The organism is Candidatus Amarolinea dominans, assembly GCA_016719785.1.
Taxonomy (GTDB): domain Bacteria; phylum Chloroflexota; class Anaerolineae; order SSC4; family Amarolineaceae; genus Amarolinea; species Amarolinea dominans.
This window is the reverse complement of record JADJYJ010000015.1, coordinates 1-15,794: the sequence shown is the minus strand read 5'-3', so window position 1 is coordinate 15,794 and position 15,794 is coordinate 1. Positions and strand designations below refer to the sequence as shown.

At 56.5% G+C, this 15,794-nt stretch carries 2 protein-coding genes and 2 CRISPR repeat arrays (1 of these 4 running past the window's edge); both genes read left to right on the top strand.

All coding sequences use genetic code 11. The features are described from left to right. Window positions 1-6,519: direct repeats of the CRISPR family, unit length 37 nt; unit sequence GTTTCAATCTCGCAATCGAGTTTGGGCCGGTTCACGC (it extends 168 nt beyond the left edge of the window). 133 nt (window positions 6,520-6,652) lie between these two features. Then, window positions 6,653-6,916: a hypothetical protein gene (locus IPM84_15920; GenBank protein ID MBK9094227.1), complete on the top strand. Its 264-nt coding sequence runs from the start codon at window positions 6,653-6,655 to the stop codon at window positions 6,914-6,916. A gap of 127 nt (window positions 6,917-7,043) precedes the next feature. Next, window positions 7,044-8,183, top strand: coding sequence for a hypothetical protein (locus IPM84_15915; GenBank protein ID MBK9094226.1), 1,140 nt, complete (start codon window positions 7,044-7,046; stop codon window positions 8,181-8,183). A gap of 51 nt (window positions 8,184-8,234) precedes the next feature. Beyond that, a CRISPR array of direct repeats spans window positions 8,235-15,755; the repeat unit is 37 nt; unit sequence GTTTCAATCTCGCAATCGAGTTTGGGCCGGTTCACGC. Window positions 15,756-15,794: the final 39 nt, after the last annotated feature.

The window sequence follows — 15,794 nt, the reverse complement described above, 5'->3', positions numbered from 1 at the left end:
GGGCCGGTTCACGCCTCGTAGGCGGTTTTTCGTTGGTGGCATAGCCTTAAGTTTCAATCTCGCAATCGAGTTTGGGCCGGTTCACGCGGCAATGACGAAGATGTTCTCCATGACTATTCGTGGGTTTCAATCTCGCAATCGAGTTTGGGCCGGTTCACGCACCGTCATACCTTATTTGCACATCCACATCCACCCGGTTTCAATCTCGCAATCGAGTTTGGGCCGGTTCACGCGTTTATTTCGTTGCTGGTCATGGCCGGGCGCTTTGGCCTGTTTCAATCTCGCAATCGAGTTTGGGCCGGTTCACGCCATTGGTAGCTGCCACGGATGGCGTTACACTTTGGCGTTTCAATCTCGCAATCGAGTTTGGGCCGGTTCACGCTTTGGGCCTTTAGCCATTTCTTGAAATACTCCTCAGTTTCAATCTCGCAATCGAGTTTGGGCCGGTTCACGCTTGTCCGATTTGGCAAATCCCTGTCAGTTACGTTCTGTTTCAATCTCGCAATCGAGTTTGGGCCGGTTCACGCCAGTAGAGGCTCTCTGGACATTATTCAGTATGTTGGTTTCAATCTCGCAATCGAGTTTGGGCCGGTTCACGCAAAGGCCAAAGGTCGTTTTGACGGCACGTGGTGCAGTTTCAATCTCGCAATCGAGTTTGGGCCGGTTCACGCCAAGCGCCCGATAGTCGCCAGGTTCGCTTACAATGAGGTTTCAATCTCGCAATCGAGTTTGGGCCGGTTCACGCCGGGCAGGATGAATTGCAGGCCGAGCGGGTATACCGGTTTCAATCTCGCAATCGAGTTTGGGCCGGTTCACGCCGTGGTGCATGAATACTACCAGCGCCGTCAGCTACAGTTTCAATCTCGCAATCGAGTTTGGGCCGGTTCACGCGTGCAGTCGGAGGTGTCTCACCGGGTGGTGATGCGAGTTTCAATCTCGCAATCGAGTTTGGGCCGGTTCACGCCGACACCGCCGCCGATTACCCCGGTACCGAGTGGGGTTTCAATCTCGCAATCGAGTTTGGGCCGGTTCACGCTTTGACGAGCAGGGTAGGGGGGAGCGGTCCCCATTCGGGTTTCAATCTCGCAATCGAGTTTGGGCCGGTTCACGCGTCGTACCATGACGGGTATCGAGACGGGTTGAAAGAGTTTCAATCTCGCAATCGAGTTTGGGCCGGTTCACGCACGCTGATTAGACTGTCTGAAAAGAGAGCGGCATGAGTTTCAATCTCGCAATCGAGTTTGGGCCGGTTCACGCCTCCGCAGGGGACATGGGCAGCCGATTCAACAGAGAGTTTCAATCTCGCAATCGAGTTTGGGCCGGTTCACGCCCGTTCAGCCCCCAAGCCTTCCAACAACGTCCCCCAGTTTCAATCTCGCAATCGAGTTTGGGCCGGTTCACGCCCTGCAATAAAATCAATGCCAACCATCTTGTTGGCTGTTTCAATCTCGCAATCGAGTTTGGGCCGGTTCACGCCAGGCCAGGCCATAGGGTTAGGCCATAGGGTAAGTAGTTTCAATCTCGCAATCGAGTTTGGGCCGGTTCACGCGTTTGTGGATGGGCAGGTGTTGCGCGCGGCGGATGTGGTTTCAATCTCGCAATCGAGTTTGGGCCGGTTCACGCCCCGGCGCACGCGCCAAATGCCGCCGCCGATTCGATGTTTCAATCTCGCAATCGAGTTTGGGCCGGTTCACGCCTTTCGACTCGGCTCGGCGGTTCGCACCCAGTTCAGTTTCAATCTCGCAATCGAGTTTGGGCCGGTTCACGCAACGTCCCGCCCTCCCCGGCCTATGCCAACATGCTCGTTTCAATCTCGCAATCGAGTTTGGGCCGGTTCACGCCGTCAATTATGCGCCGTGGAGGTCGTCGGACTTGCTGTTTCAATCTCGCAATCGAGTTTGGGCCGGTTCACGCCCCCATTCAGCTGATCCTGCCGTGCCGCCCTTTCGTGTTTCAATCTCGCAATCGAGTTTGGGCCGGTTCACGCGCCCCAACGCCAACCATCGCATCGCCAGCGCCCTGGTTTCAATCTCGCAATCGAGTTTGGGCCGGTTCACGCCTGGATTCATGGCGTTGGCGAACAGCAACATCGAATGTTTCAATCTCGCAATCGAGTTTGGGCCGGTTCACGCCTTCCCCGACAATGCCGCCCATGCGACCGGTGCCAGGTTTCAATCTCGCAATCGAGTTTGGGCCGGTTCACGCCTTGCCGGTAGCGGTGCGCCCCGCTTCGACAATGTGCTGTTTCAATCTCGCAATCGAGTTTGGGCCGGTTCACGCTGTCGTCTGGACAATTGATGATGTCATTCACGGATAGGTTTCAATCTCGCAATCGAGTTTGGGCCGGTTCACGCTCGGAAGATCAGCCGGATGAGCAGGTCCCCACCGTTGTTTCAATCTCGCAATCGAGTTTGGGCCGGTTCACGCAACTATGACGCGGGCGTGCATGTCCGCCGCGTGCATGTTTCAATCTCGCAATCGAGTTTGGGCCGGTTCACGCTCGCCCGACACAGCGTCTTTCAGCGCGCATCCAATGTTTCAATCTCGCAATCGAGTTTGGGCCGGTTCACGCGTGATGGTGCCCCCGACGTTGTAGCGCCGGATGATAGTTTCAATCTCGCAATCGAGTTTGGGCCGGTTCACGCTGGGCTATGATGATGACGGCTTCAACCTGCCCTCCCTGTTTCAATCTCGCAATCGAGTTTGGGCCGGTTCACGCCCCGCAGCTATATCAGCCAAGCGCCCTTCGTCGAGAAGTTTCAATCTCGCAATCGAGTTTGGGCCGGTTCACGCCAGACTACCGGATTGGCAGCGGTTGGGATCCGACCTAGTTTCAATCTCGCAATCGAGTTTGGGCCGGTTCACGCGCTACTTGTCTGTCAACAACGCTTGTAAATTCATCGTTTCAATCTCGCAATCGAGTTTGGGCCGGTTCACGCACCTGTGGCGTATCCGCATCCTGACCCGACTCCTGAGTTTCAATCTCGCAATCGAGTTTGGGCCGGTTCACGCACGTCGAAAACGCAGCGCCACATCAACCAGCGATTCGTTTCAATCTCGCAATCGAGTTTGGGCCGGTTCACGCCAGGCGTTTCAGGCGTATGCTGCAAGCATCGGCAAGTTTCAATCTCGCAATCGAGTTTGGGCCGGTTCACGCGTGCGGATGTGTTTGTGCTTCTGGCAGAGATTGAGGGTTTCAATCTCGCAATCGAGTTTGGGCCGGTTCACGCGACACATGCGTTGGATCAACTTAGCCGAGATGCCAGTTTCAATCTCGCAATCGAGTTTGGGCCGGTTCACGCGCGTTTCCCTCCCTTTGGTTTGATTATACGCCAACAGTTTCAATCTCGCAATCGAGTTTGGGCCGGTTCACGCAAGTCAAGTCAGCCCTAGCCAGCCAAAGCAACGTAGTTTCAATCTCGCAATCGAGTTTGGGCCGGTTCACGCCTGGCGCTTGTCGTTGCGGTGCCTATGGCGCGACCGGTGTTTCAATCTCGCAATCGAGTTTGGGCCGGTTCACGCCACCGATGGGAATTGCCCTTTTAACGAGGCATTTCCAGTTTCAATCTCGCAATCGAGTTTGGGCCGGTTCACGCCTCTCGCTGGCGTGCGCCTGGTCACCTGTGGCACGAGTTTCAATCTCGCAATCGAGTTTGGGCCGGTTCACGCATGAGAGCATCGGCGCTGTTCCGATTATCTACCCTGAGTTTCAATCTCGCAATCGAGTTTGGGCCGGTTCACGCTGGGCCATGTCGAAAGACCCACGGCTACAGCAGAAAGTTTCAATCTCGCAATCGAGTTTGGGCCGGTTCACGCCGCAGGTGTACGGCTGGCTCGGCGCCGGGTTGCCCGTGTTTCAATCTCGCAATCGAGTTTGGGCCGGTTCACGCGGCTTGACTGCCAACTCCAAGCGCCCACCACTCGCCGTTTCAATCTCGCAATCGAGTTTTGGCCGGTTCACGCGTCGAATGGCCGAAGTTTAGCGCCAACGGAAACAAGTTTCAATCTCGCAATCGAGTTTGGGCCGGTTCACGCCTCTGAATGATACAACTTTGCTATGCTGTCATTGTATTGTTTCAATCTCGCAATCGAGTTTGGGCCGGTTCACGCTTCGGCGAGTTGGCCGAGTGCGACGCTGCGGGAGATGGTTTCAATCTCGCAATCGAGTTTGGGCCGGTTCACGCTAGTAGTAACAAATGCGGGCAACGTCGGCATCGGGACGTTTCAATCTCGCAATCGAGTTTGGGCCGGTTCACGCTTGACGCTGGCCGAATTCATGGGGTTGAAGGCTGATGTTTCAATCTCGCAATCGAGTTTGGGCCGGTTCACGCCTCGCGCGGGCCGTGGGGGGTGCGGGTGATTCTGAAGGTTTCAATCTCGCAATCGAGTTTGGGCCGGTTCACGCCTCCAATGACCACCTGGCGCAGGCGATTAGCTCCAATGTTTCAATCTCGCAATCGAGTTTGGGCCGGTTCACGCACTTGAGTTACCCGATCCGCTCGCAAGGACGCACATTGTTTCAATCTCGCAATCGAGTTTGGGCCGGTTCACGCAAAGATGCTGCGTCCTTTATGATGTTGTCAGGGACTGTTTCAATCTCGCAATCGAGTTTGGGCCGGTTCACGCAATACTGGCGTTGTCATTTTCTGTTCCTGCGTTACAGTTTCAATCTCGCAATCGAGTTTGGGCCGGTTCACGCGTGGCTGTGGTAAGCCAGCCAGCGGTTACTCGCTGGTTTCAATCTCGCAATCGAGTTTGGGCCGGTTCACGCATGAGCCAGCAGGGCGATGAAGCGGGCCGATGAGTGTTTCAATCTCGCAATCGAGTTTGGGCCGGTTCACGCCTCAGGGGCACGATGGTGAAACGGGGAGGGGAGTATGGTTTCAATCTCGCAATCGAGTTTGGGCCGGTTCACGCGATGGCGGCCAGGCCGTACATGCGACCGGCGGCTGTTTCAATCTCGCAATCGAGTTTGGGCCGGTTCACGCCACGAATCCAACCATCACGTGCGGCGCAACCTGGGTGTTTCAATCTCGCAATCGAGTTTGGGCCGGTTCACGCCGGGGCACCCTGGTCGTTGATGAGGCCGACTTTGCGGTTTCAATCTCGCAATCGAGTTTGGGCCGGTTCACGTGGATTCGACGATAGAGAGTTGGGAATGGACGCACGGTTTCAATCTCGCAATCGAGTTTGGGCCGGTTCACGCGGCCGGCGGGTTGGTGAATTGGTGGTATGACGTGTTTGTTTCAATCTCGCAATCGAGTTTGGGCCGGTTCACGCCTTCGGCAACTTTACGGATAAGGAGAAATGACCGTGGTTTCAATCTCGCAATCGAGTTTGGGCCGGTTCACGCTCACGTCGCGAGGAAGGACCTTCCGCGCGACGTGGAGTTTCAATCTCGCAATCGAGTTTGGGCCGGTTCACGCCCGCAAACGGGAATACATTCAGCTGCTCTGGCGGAGTTTCAATCTCGCAATCGAGTTTGGGCCGGTTCACGCCGGCAGCCTTGACTTGTATCCCTACACTGGCTATCAGTTTCAATCTCGCAATCGAGTTTGGGCCGGTTCACGCCGCGGACTATCGTACGCAATGTTACGATGAATACGATGTTTCAATCTCGCAATCGAGTTTGGGCCGGTTCACGCTTATACCTGGGGTGGGTGATGACAACGATAGCACGGTTTCAATCTCGCAATCGAGTTTGGGCCGGTTCACGCTTCTGTAGCGTAGTCCTGGGGTCTTTGTGCCCTAAGTTTCAATCTCGCAATCGAGTTTGGGCCGGTTCACGCGGCAGCCGGAAACGTCGTGCGTGCTGATGCCAATTGTTTCAATCTCGCAATCGAGTTTGGGCCGGTTCACGCCCGTCCAGCACTCGCCGGCGAGCGTCCTGATATTTGTTTCAATCTCGCAATCGAGTTTGGGCCGGTTCACGCCATCACGAACTCCAGCGACATCTGCTCGATGTTCGAGGTTTCAATCTCGCAATCGAGTTTGGGCCGGTTCACGCGGCGTAATCACCAGAACGCCCGCCATTTTTCCCCCAGTTTCAATCTCGCAATCGAGTTTGGGCCGGTTCACGCCTGCATCGAGTATGCAGCCGACACCGCCGAATGCGATGTTTCAATCTCGCAATCGAGTTTGGGCCGGTTCACGCCGGCATAGCTCGCGCTGCCCGTTGCACCAGGGCGATGTTTCAATCTCGCAATCGAGTTTGGGCCGGTTCACGCGTGAGGTGTGTGCCAGGTGTGCGGGCTGCATCCGATGTTTCAATCTCGCAATCGAGTTTGGGCCGGTTCACGCATGCCGGCGGGCTTCGGCGGCACGTTCAGCAGCGCCGTTTCAATCTCGCAATCGAGTTTGGGCCGGTTCACGCCCACAGCTTCCGGCGCGCACCCACCAGGCTGTCCCAGTTTCAATCTCGCAATCGAGTTTGGGCCGGTTCACGCCGCCAACGTGCCCGCGACCACGCCCGCGACGATTGAGTTTCAATCTCGCAATCGAGTTTGGGCCGGTTCACGCGAACATGAATATCTTGTAAGCGCGAATAAGTGATGGGGCCAAGGTGTAAGCGGGCCATCTCCATTAGTCAAGAGCGACACTGTATGGTATATCATATTTGGTAGCAAACATCGCTCGAGTAATGGGAGGACACATGAGCCACTTACGCATCTTGATCGTTCGGGTTGCGGACGAGAAGGAACCTGAACGGACGACGGAGCTGCATCGGATCGATCTACCTGCGGCTGATGTCGGGCAACTTGTATCAGAAACAGCTCTAAATCAACTGGAGGTAACGACTCTTGACACCGGGCAAGCTGTGATGCGCCACCTACTGGTGGATCAATGGCGAGAACTGGATCAACTGTTGGTGGGTAATCACCAGCAGTTTTTCCCCCCTCGGGGGCGTTCATCTTGATGGTTTTGCCAGCGTCAAAGTCGCCAGTCGGCTAGGTGTATTGCACTTACCACGGCAGGTTTGCTACCACCCAGCGACGGGAACGCACACAATGCCTGGCAATGCGATCTTACCGGAGCACAACGGGATGATCATCACCCGATCGTTACAAGAATGGGCGTGTTTGTTGGCTCAAGATATGCCGTTTGAGACGGTTGTGCGGCTTTTGAGCTGGCAGACACAGACGCCATCAGTCTTGTCAAGCACCGAGGTGCGGCAATTGGTCCGCACGCATGGGCAGGTAGTCCGCCAAGCGGAAGCTGATGAGGTGCAAGCCTTGCTTGCACAGGGCGATCTTGCCGGTTTACAACCGCACTTGATCCCTACTGAAGCCGCTCGACGGTCAGCGACTTGGCCCGCCGAATTGAATGCTGCCGTTGAAACAGCGTTGGCAGCCGAGACACCGCAGTCGCCAACCGGCGTTAGTGCTGGCGACTGGGCCCGTGTGCTCACGGCGCGACGTGCGGAACCGACGTTGACACTGGCTAACCTGGCACGTTTGGGGCCGACGGTGCAGCCAAATCAAATCGTGGCGAGTTTAGACGAAGTTAAGGTGCGTCAACCGACGCCGGGTGCTTGGTGGGAGTTGCACACAGCGCGCATTGTCACGACGCAGGGCTATCGTTATCTCAGCGGTACTGGCGCTACCTTTCTACAGCAGGTGTGTCTGTTGCTCGTGCTCTGTGGGGGCAATTCCGCCCTAATTACGCTGCTGGCCGATGGCGCCCGCTGGATTCGCAACTTCTTCGCCGAGCAATTGGCGCACTTACCGCATAAGGAACTGATCTTGGACTGGTATCACTTGCGCAAGAAATGCTGCGAACTGCTATCTATGATCTGCCGCAACCGCAAGGATAAGGCACAGTTGATCGGACGCCTCCTGCCTGCCCTCTGGTCAGGTGATGTAGGGGCTGCAGTGGCCTATCTCGAAGATTACCGGCCCGTTGCCAAGAATGCGAACAAGCTGGATGAGTTGATTAACTACCTACAGAACCGCCGCACCAGCATTCCCAACTATAAACTCCGCCGGCAAGCACGCCAGTTCAACGGCAGCGGTCAGGTGGAAAAAGCCAACGACTTGATTGTCGCCCGCCGCCAGAAGCACCAAGGTATGCACTGGAGTCAATCCACCACGGATGCACTGGCCGCTCTGAAAACATTGACTCTCAATCACGGCTGGGATCTCTACTGGCAGAAAGGACAGGTGCTACCCCTGGTAGCAGCTTGACCCATTACTTATTCGCGCTAACAATATCTTTAGTGCTGTTCGCAGGTTTCTGTTTCAATCTCGCAATCGAGTTTGGGCCGGTTCACGCGAAACCGAAGCCGGCCCTCGCGGTCGTATTTCTGTGTTTCAATCTCGCAATCGAGTTTGGGCCGGTTCACGCCGGCTGCGCCTGGCGCTGCAGGTGGCCGGCGAGATGGTTTCAATCTCGCAATCGAGTTTGGGCCGGTTCACGCCCCGCGTCGCCCAACGCCCGCAGCAGGTCCATCGTGTTTCAATCTCGCAATCGAGTTTGGGCCGGTTCACGCGACCGGCAAGGCGCCGACGGTCATCACGGAAACCAGGTTTCAATCTCGCAATCGAGTTTGGGCCGGTTCACGCGAGGCGGCCAGCAGCGGCACCCACGGCGAAGGCGGACGATCAGTTTCAATCTCGCAATCGAGTTTGGGCCGGTTCACGCATGATGGGGTCAATCGCACCCAGGCTACTGCTGTTGTTTCAATCTCGCAATCGAGTTTGGGCCGGTTCACGCCATCATGGCCGTCATCGGGCAGGCGGTGAGCCTGTTGTTTCAATCTCGCAATCGAGTTTGGGCCGGTTCACGCCAGCAGCGCCCGCACATCCGCCTCCGAGAACGGCGTGTTTCAATCTCGCAATCGAGTTTGGGCCGGTTCACGCCGCCATCGGTGTCGAATTCCAGCACATCCGACTGCGGTTTCAATCTCGCAATCGAGTTTGGGCCGGTTCACGCTCGAACAATGAACATAACAAATCCTGAATGGGAAAAGTTTCAATCTCGCAATCGAGTTTGGGCCGGTTCACGCCATGGCCGCCAACAACCACTACCGCTATCAGTGTCATGTTTCAATCTCGCAATCGAGTTTGGGCCGGTTCACGCGACGCTGGACAGGTCGTCAGTCTCCAGGTAATCGCCGGTTTCAATCTCGCAATCGAGTTTGGGCCGGTTCACGCGGAGATGGCGGGGTTGCGACGACAACCGTCACTGTGTTTCAATCTCGCAATCGAGTTTGGGCCGGTTCACGCCCGCTGGATCAGTGACGAAGCAGCAACCCCTACGCATGTTTCAATCTCGCAATCGAGTTTGGGCCGGTTCACGCCTGCCGAATAGCGGCGAAACGAGCGCCGAACTTTACGTTTCAATCTCGCAATCGAGTTTGGGCCGGTTCACGCCGACCTGTGAATTGGACAATGACGAGATCAACGCTGTTTCAATCTCGCAATCGAGTTTGGGCCGGTTCACGCCATTGCCCATAAACGCCAGGCCCGCCAAAATCATAACGTTTCAATCTCGCAATCGAGTTTGGGCCGGTTCACGCCTGTCAGTGCCAGTCGGGGGCTGGCTGGGCTTGGTGTGTTTCAATCTCGCAATCGAGTTTGGGCCGGTTCACGCGCTGCGGCCGCGGCCGCGCTTTGCGTCAACCCGTTGTTTCAATCTCGCAATCGAGTTTGGGCCGGTTCACGCTTCGCAATGGCAGTATCAGCGGCAGATAGGCATTTTAGTTTCAATCTCGCAATCGAGTTTGGGCCGGTTCACGCCTTCCAAGCAGTTATCAAGAGTCCGAATTAGCTGGTTTCAATCTCGCAATCGAGTTTGGGCCGGTTCACGCCCTGACCGACGAAGTCAAGCAGCTGGCCTCCGAGCGCAAGTTTCAATCTCGCAATCGAGTTTGGGCCGGTTCACGCTATCAGCGGGTCGGGCAGCAGTGCAGCCAGGTCATAGTTTCAATCTCGCAATCGAGTTTGGGCCGGTTCACGCACTGCGCATGATTCTCAGCATACTCCAGCAGCGCCAGTTTCAATCTCGCAATCGAGTTTGGGCCGGTTCACGCCTCATCTCCTTCGTCGCCTCGTTGTACGGTTTCAGGTTTCAATCTCGCAATCGAGTTTGGGCCGGTTCACGCAAGAAATGGGGAGCTAAAGAAATCTAAAGGATTCCGGTTTCAATCTCGCAATCGAGTTTGGGCCGGTTCACGCCTGGCGACCCTTCCCCGTCGCCCGAAGATGTGCGCCTGTTTCAATCTCGCAATCGAGTTTGGGCCGGTTCACGCCGCCAGGGCACCAGCCGTTGAGCGCGATGTAGCTGGTTTCAATCTCGCAATCGAGTTTGGGCCGGTTCACGCTCGGGAATGGCAGGCGTGGCGGCCGGCAGGACTGAGGTTTCAATCTCGCAATCGAGTTTGGGCCGGTTCACGCTTAGCCCGCTCCACTGCCGCCAGTGACCAGTGCCGGTTTCAATCTCGCAATCGAGTTTGGGCCGGTTCACGCAAATCCCCCACCCCTTCGCCGTACCCTGCGCCAGCAGTTTCAATCTCGCAATCGAGTTTGGGCCGGTTCACGCGTCCACGTTCAGCGGTGCGGTGCTCGCCGGCTGTATGTTTCAATCTCGCAATCGAGTTTGGGCCGGTTCACGCCAGGACATGGGGTGCGGACACCCGACGCACTGGGAAGTTTCAATCTCGCAATCGAGTTTGGGCCGGTTCACGCCACGTCACGCCCTGGGAAGGTGGGCACCCACTGCCCGTTTCAATCTCGCAATCGAGTTTGGGCCGGTTCACGCTTGACGGCGCTGCGCAGGCTGCTGCTGGCGAGGGTGGAGCGGAGTTTCAATCTCGCAATCGAGTTTGGGCCGGTTCACGCGTTTGAGATTTTCAATCGAAAGAAGGAAAACGCGTGGTTTCAATCTCGCAATCGAGTTTGGGCCGGTTCACGCTGATCTCAATTGACCCGCCGACCTCATGTTTCTCTTGTTTCAATCTCGCAATCGAGTTTGGGCCGGTTCACGCTGGGCCATCTCGCGGCAGGTCTGCGATATGAAGGCGTTTCAATCTCGCAATCGAGTTTGGGCCGGTTCACGCACGCAAGTGTTTGCGGCCAAATGGAACTATCGTACTGTTTCAATCTCGCAATCGAGTTTGGGCCGGTTCACGCGTTTAGGCGCCATGGGTGGTCTCCAGGTTTTCGAGGAGTTTCAATCTCGCAATCGAGTTTGGGCCGGTTCACGCTGCGCTGTTCCAGGCATTCAGAGATCAGGCGGTAAGTTTCAATCTCGCAATCGAGTTTGGGCCGGTTCACGCATGAGGATGTCGGAGTTGCGGCGGAGATTGACCAGATGAGTTTCAATCTCGCAATCGAGTTTGGGCCGGTTCACGCTAGGATAGCGCGGGCTGCGGCTGCGTCGTCTGGCTGTTTCAATCTCGCAATCGAGTTTGGGCCGGTTCACGCCTCAGCGTATGGGGGAGAGTTCAGCGGCTCCCCGGTTTCAATCTCGCAATCGAGTTTGGGCCGGTTCACGCAAGGAAAGGAAAGGCCCAACATCATATGCAAATGTACGTTTCAATCTCGCAATCGAGTTTGGGCCGGTTCACGCAACGTCCCCGGCACTTGGCAGTAGAGCATGGCTTTGTTTCAATCTCGCAATCGAGTTTGGGCCGGTTCACGCGTGGATGGTGCAAAAACGCCAGCCATGTGGGGTGATGGTTTCAATCTCGCAATCGAGTTTGGGCCGGTTCACGCTTCTTCAGCCGCTCCAACTCCGCACTCATCGTGCGGGTTTCAATCTCGCAATCGAGTTTGGGACGGTTCACGCCTGGGATGCCCGGTGTTTCGGGGGTGGCCCGCTTATCCGTTTCAATCTCGCAATCGAGTTTGGGCCGGTTCACGCCTGGCGCTGGCACAACAGGCCCGCCTGGATGCGCTGATGTTTCAATCTCGCAATCGAGTTTGGGCCGGTTCACGCAGACGGCAAGCAATTCGCAAAACAAGGCAAATGGGCGTTTCAATCTCGCAATCGAGTTTGGGCCGGTTCACGCCTGTCGCTGACGAATCCGCCAAACTGGACAGTTGAAGTTTCAATCTCGCAATCGAGTTTGGGCCGGTTCACGCTTGACCCCGACGCCGTGATCGAACTTGAATCCGGAGATGTTTCAATCTCGCAATCGAGTTTGGGCCGGTTCACGCACGTTGGCGGCGTTGCGCACGTCCAGGCCCTGCACGTTTCAATCTCGCAATCGAGTTTGGGCCGGTTCACGCCGTGATGACCTGCCCGTCGTAGAAGTCGGTCGGCGGGTTTCAATCTCGCAATCGAGTTTGGGCCGGTTCACGCTGGGGGCTCTCTTCGGCCCCTGGCGCAAATTTTGTGTTTCAATCTCGCAATCGAGTTTGGGCCGGTTCACGCCTTCGAAGGCGGCATGGTGTTCTGGGAAAAATACTACGTTTCAATCTCGCAATCGAGTTTGGGCCGGTTCACGCAGGGGGAGGTAGCGGATCATGTCGTTGTGGTCAATGGTTTCAATCTCGCAATCGAGTTTGGGCCGGTTCACGCCGTCATGGCTGGACAGTGAGCAGCTGACGGAGTGGAGTTTCAATCTCGCAATCGAGTTTGGGCCGGTTCACGCTACGATACGTTCGTGCAAACCGCGGTTGACAATTTTGTTTCAATCTCGCAATCGAGTTTGGGCCGGTTCACGCACCCACAAGCTACGGGGTGGATTGTGTGGGATAAGCGTTTCAATCTCGCAATCGAGTTTGGGCCGGTTCACGCCATTGCACCTGGCTTGGCATCCCACAGCCGCAGAAACCAGGCGAAGAGTTTCAATCTCGCAATCGAGTTTGGGCCGGTTCACGCCAGGCCGGCGGCCGAGGGGTCGGTCACAAACTCGCTGTTTCAATCTCGCAATCGAGTTTGGGCCGGTTCACGCAATGGCAGGAACAACGTACCAGGTCATCAACACGACGGTTTCAATCTCGCAATCGAGTTTGGGCCGGTTCACGCTGCGATGGCGAATCAGGAGCAGATCAAGCCGATTTTTGTTTCAATCTCGCAATCGAGTTTGGGCCGGTTCACGCCCCAATCGCCACATCGGGATAGGTTTTAACGGCATGAGTTTCAATCTCGCAATCGAGTTTGGGCCGGTTCACGCAGGTATTGCCATCTGGTTGACAGTGTAATCACCGCCGTTTCAATCTCGCAATCGAGTTTGGGCCGGTTCACGCTTTAGCGTGGCCGGCCGCGCGGAGGATGGGCTGCTCGTTTCAATCTCGCAATCGAGTTTGGGCCGGTTCACGCTCCCCCCTTCCCTCTGTCCACTCCGTCCACCCCGTCGTTTCAATCTCGCAATCGAGTTTGGGCCGGTTCACGCACGGTGGGGGCGACGTTGGGCGCGCGGTTGCTGATCGTTTCAATCTCGCAATCGAGTTTGGGCCGGTTCACGCCGGCAAAAATGGACGATGAGATGGTGAGGCTGCTGGTTTCAATCTCGCAATCGAGTTTGGGCCGGTTCACGCATCAGTTTGCGCCCGGCGGCAATGGGCCATTCGAGGTTTCAATCTCGCAATCGAGTTTGGGCCGGTTCACGCCAGGATTTCCTCGACCGAGGGCAGCGCCAACGCGCCCGTGGTTTCAATCTCGCAATCGAGTTTGGGCCGGTTCACGCGCCGCCGAGCGCCAGGCCCACATCCTGGGCATGATTGTTTCAATCTCGCAATCGAGTTTGGGCCGGTTCACGCCCGTCCCGTCTCTTCGTTAGGCCAGGCCACGACAAATGTTTCAATCTCGCAATCGAGTTTGGGCCGGTTCACGCCAGGCCGCTGCGCTCGCGCCATGAGTCGCCTGCCGCGGTTTCAATCTCGCAATCGAGTTTGGGCCGGTTCACGCTATTTGCCCCAACAGCACCCTTCCACATATCTTTCCGTTTCAATCTCGCAATCGAGTTTGGGCCGGTTCACGCTTTTAGCGGCGACTATTCGGGCCTGGCGATATGAAGGTTTCAATCTCGCAATCGAGTTTGGGCCGGTTCACGCACCGCGAACGGGAATACATTCAACTGCTCTGGCGGAGTTTCAATCTCGCAATCGAGTTTGGGCCGGTTCACGCCTGATCGTCAGGTTTGGCATTTGGACCGGGCAGCGGTTTCAATCTCGCAATCGAGTTTGGGCCGGTTCACGCGGAGATTCCCATTTCTTCGCCCCTTCGCCCACCCTAGTTTCAATCTCGCAATCGAGTTTGGGCCGGTTCACGCCGGCACAATCCGAAATGAGCTGCGGGTCGGGATGTCCGTTTCAATCTCGCAATCGAGTTTGGGCCGGTTCACGCCTGTCCAACACGACGGGCACCCTGACCGCTGTGGGGGTTTCAATCTCGCAATCGAGTTTGGGCCGGTTCACGCTGGGGACGACGACGCTGTCAGCGTTCACGATCTCGTGTTTCAATCTCGCAATCGAGTTTGGGCCGGTTCACGCGCCGAGTACACCGCCTGCGTCCACTGCCAATCGAAAGTTTCAATCTCGCAATCGAGTTTGGGCCGGTTCACGCCACGCGGGGATCGTGGCGGCGACGGTGGCGAATGTGGTTTCAATCTCGCAATCGAGTTTGGGCCGGTTCACGCGCGCTTGATCGGATTTTCTCGGTGGCGCAGCGGCTGGTTTCAATCTCGCAATCGAGTTTGGGCCGGTTCACGCCAGTATCAGCCATTCGTTCGTTCGATGAGTGGCATCGGTTTCAATCTCGCAATCGAGTTTGGGCCGGTTCACGCACCGCCCGTCCGACGATCCTGCTTGGGCCGTCCGCTGTTTCAATCTCGCAATCGAGTTTGGGCCGGTTCACGCGTCAGCCTCTACCCCCAAGAGCTTGATTACATAGACGTTTCAATCTCGCAATCGAGTTTGGGCCGGTTCACGCGGCGAATTCATCAGCCTGGTCGAACGTGATGTCCGTGTTTCAATCTCGCAATCGAGTTTGGGCCGGTTCACGCTTCATCCCGTCGAAGGTCTTTGACTGTGCTGCCATCGTTTCAATCTCGCAATCGAGTTTGGGCCGGTTCACGCTGCCGGTGCCGGAGTGGGGCGGGGATGTTCGCGTGCGGTTTCAATCTCGCAATCGAGTTTGGGCCGGTTCACGCCGGCGTCGCCTCGGCCACCAGCCGTTCCTGCTCAGGAGTTTCAATCTCGCAATCGAGTTTGGGCCGGTTCACGCCTCGATGCGTACCAGCCAGGGCGTCAGCGTCAGGCTGTTTCAATCTCGCAATCGAGTTTGGGCCGGTTCACGCGTGGATGTGGGGCAGGTGCGGGTGCGGTGCAACACGGTTTCAATCTCGCAATCGAGTTTGGGCCGGTTCACGCAGGCGTGGACGAGATGGACGAGGAGGACGAGGTGTAGTTTCAATCTCGCAATCGAGTTTGGGCCGGTTCACGCCACCCACGGCCTGGCCTCTACCTCGTCTATCAGGGTGTTTCAATCTCGCAATCGAGTTTGGGCCGGTTCACGCCGATGGGCTTTTTTTTGCCCATTTTCTTTGGTAACTGTTTCAATCTCGCAATCGAGTTTGGGCCGGTTCACGCCGTCACCCAGGACATGCTCGGCCACGCCTCCCCGTGTTTCAATCTCGCAATCGAGTTTGGGCCGGTTCACGCCAGCGACACCGGGGAAGGTATCGGTACCGAGGTGTTGTTTCAATCTCGCAATCGAGTTTGGGCCGGTTCACGCAAATTGGATATATCGGGACCAACGACAGACCTTTCTGTTTCAATCTCGCAATCGAGTTTGGGCCGGTTCACGCCAGGCGCAGGCGAGCGGCAGCCCAGCGTCGCCGTTTCAAT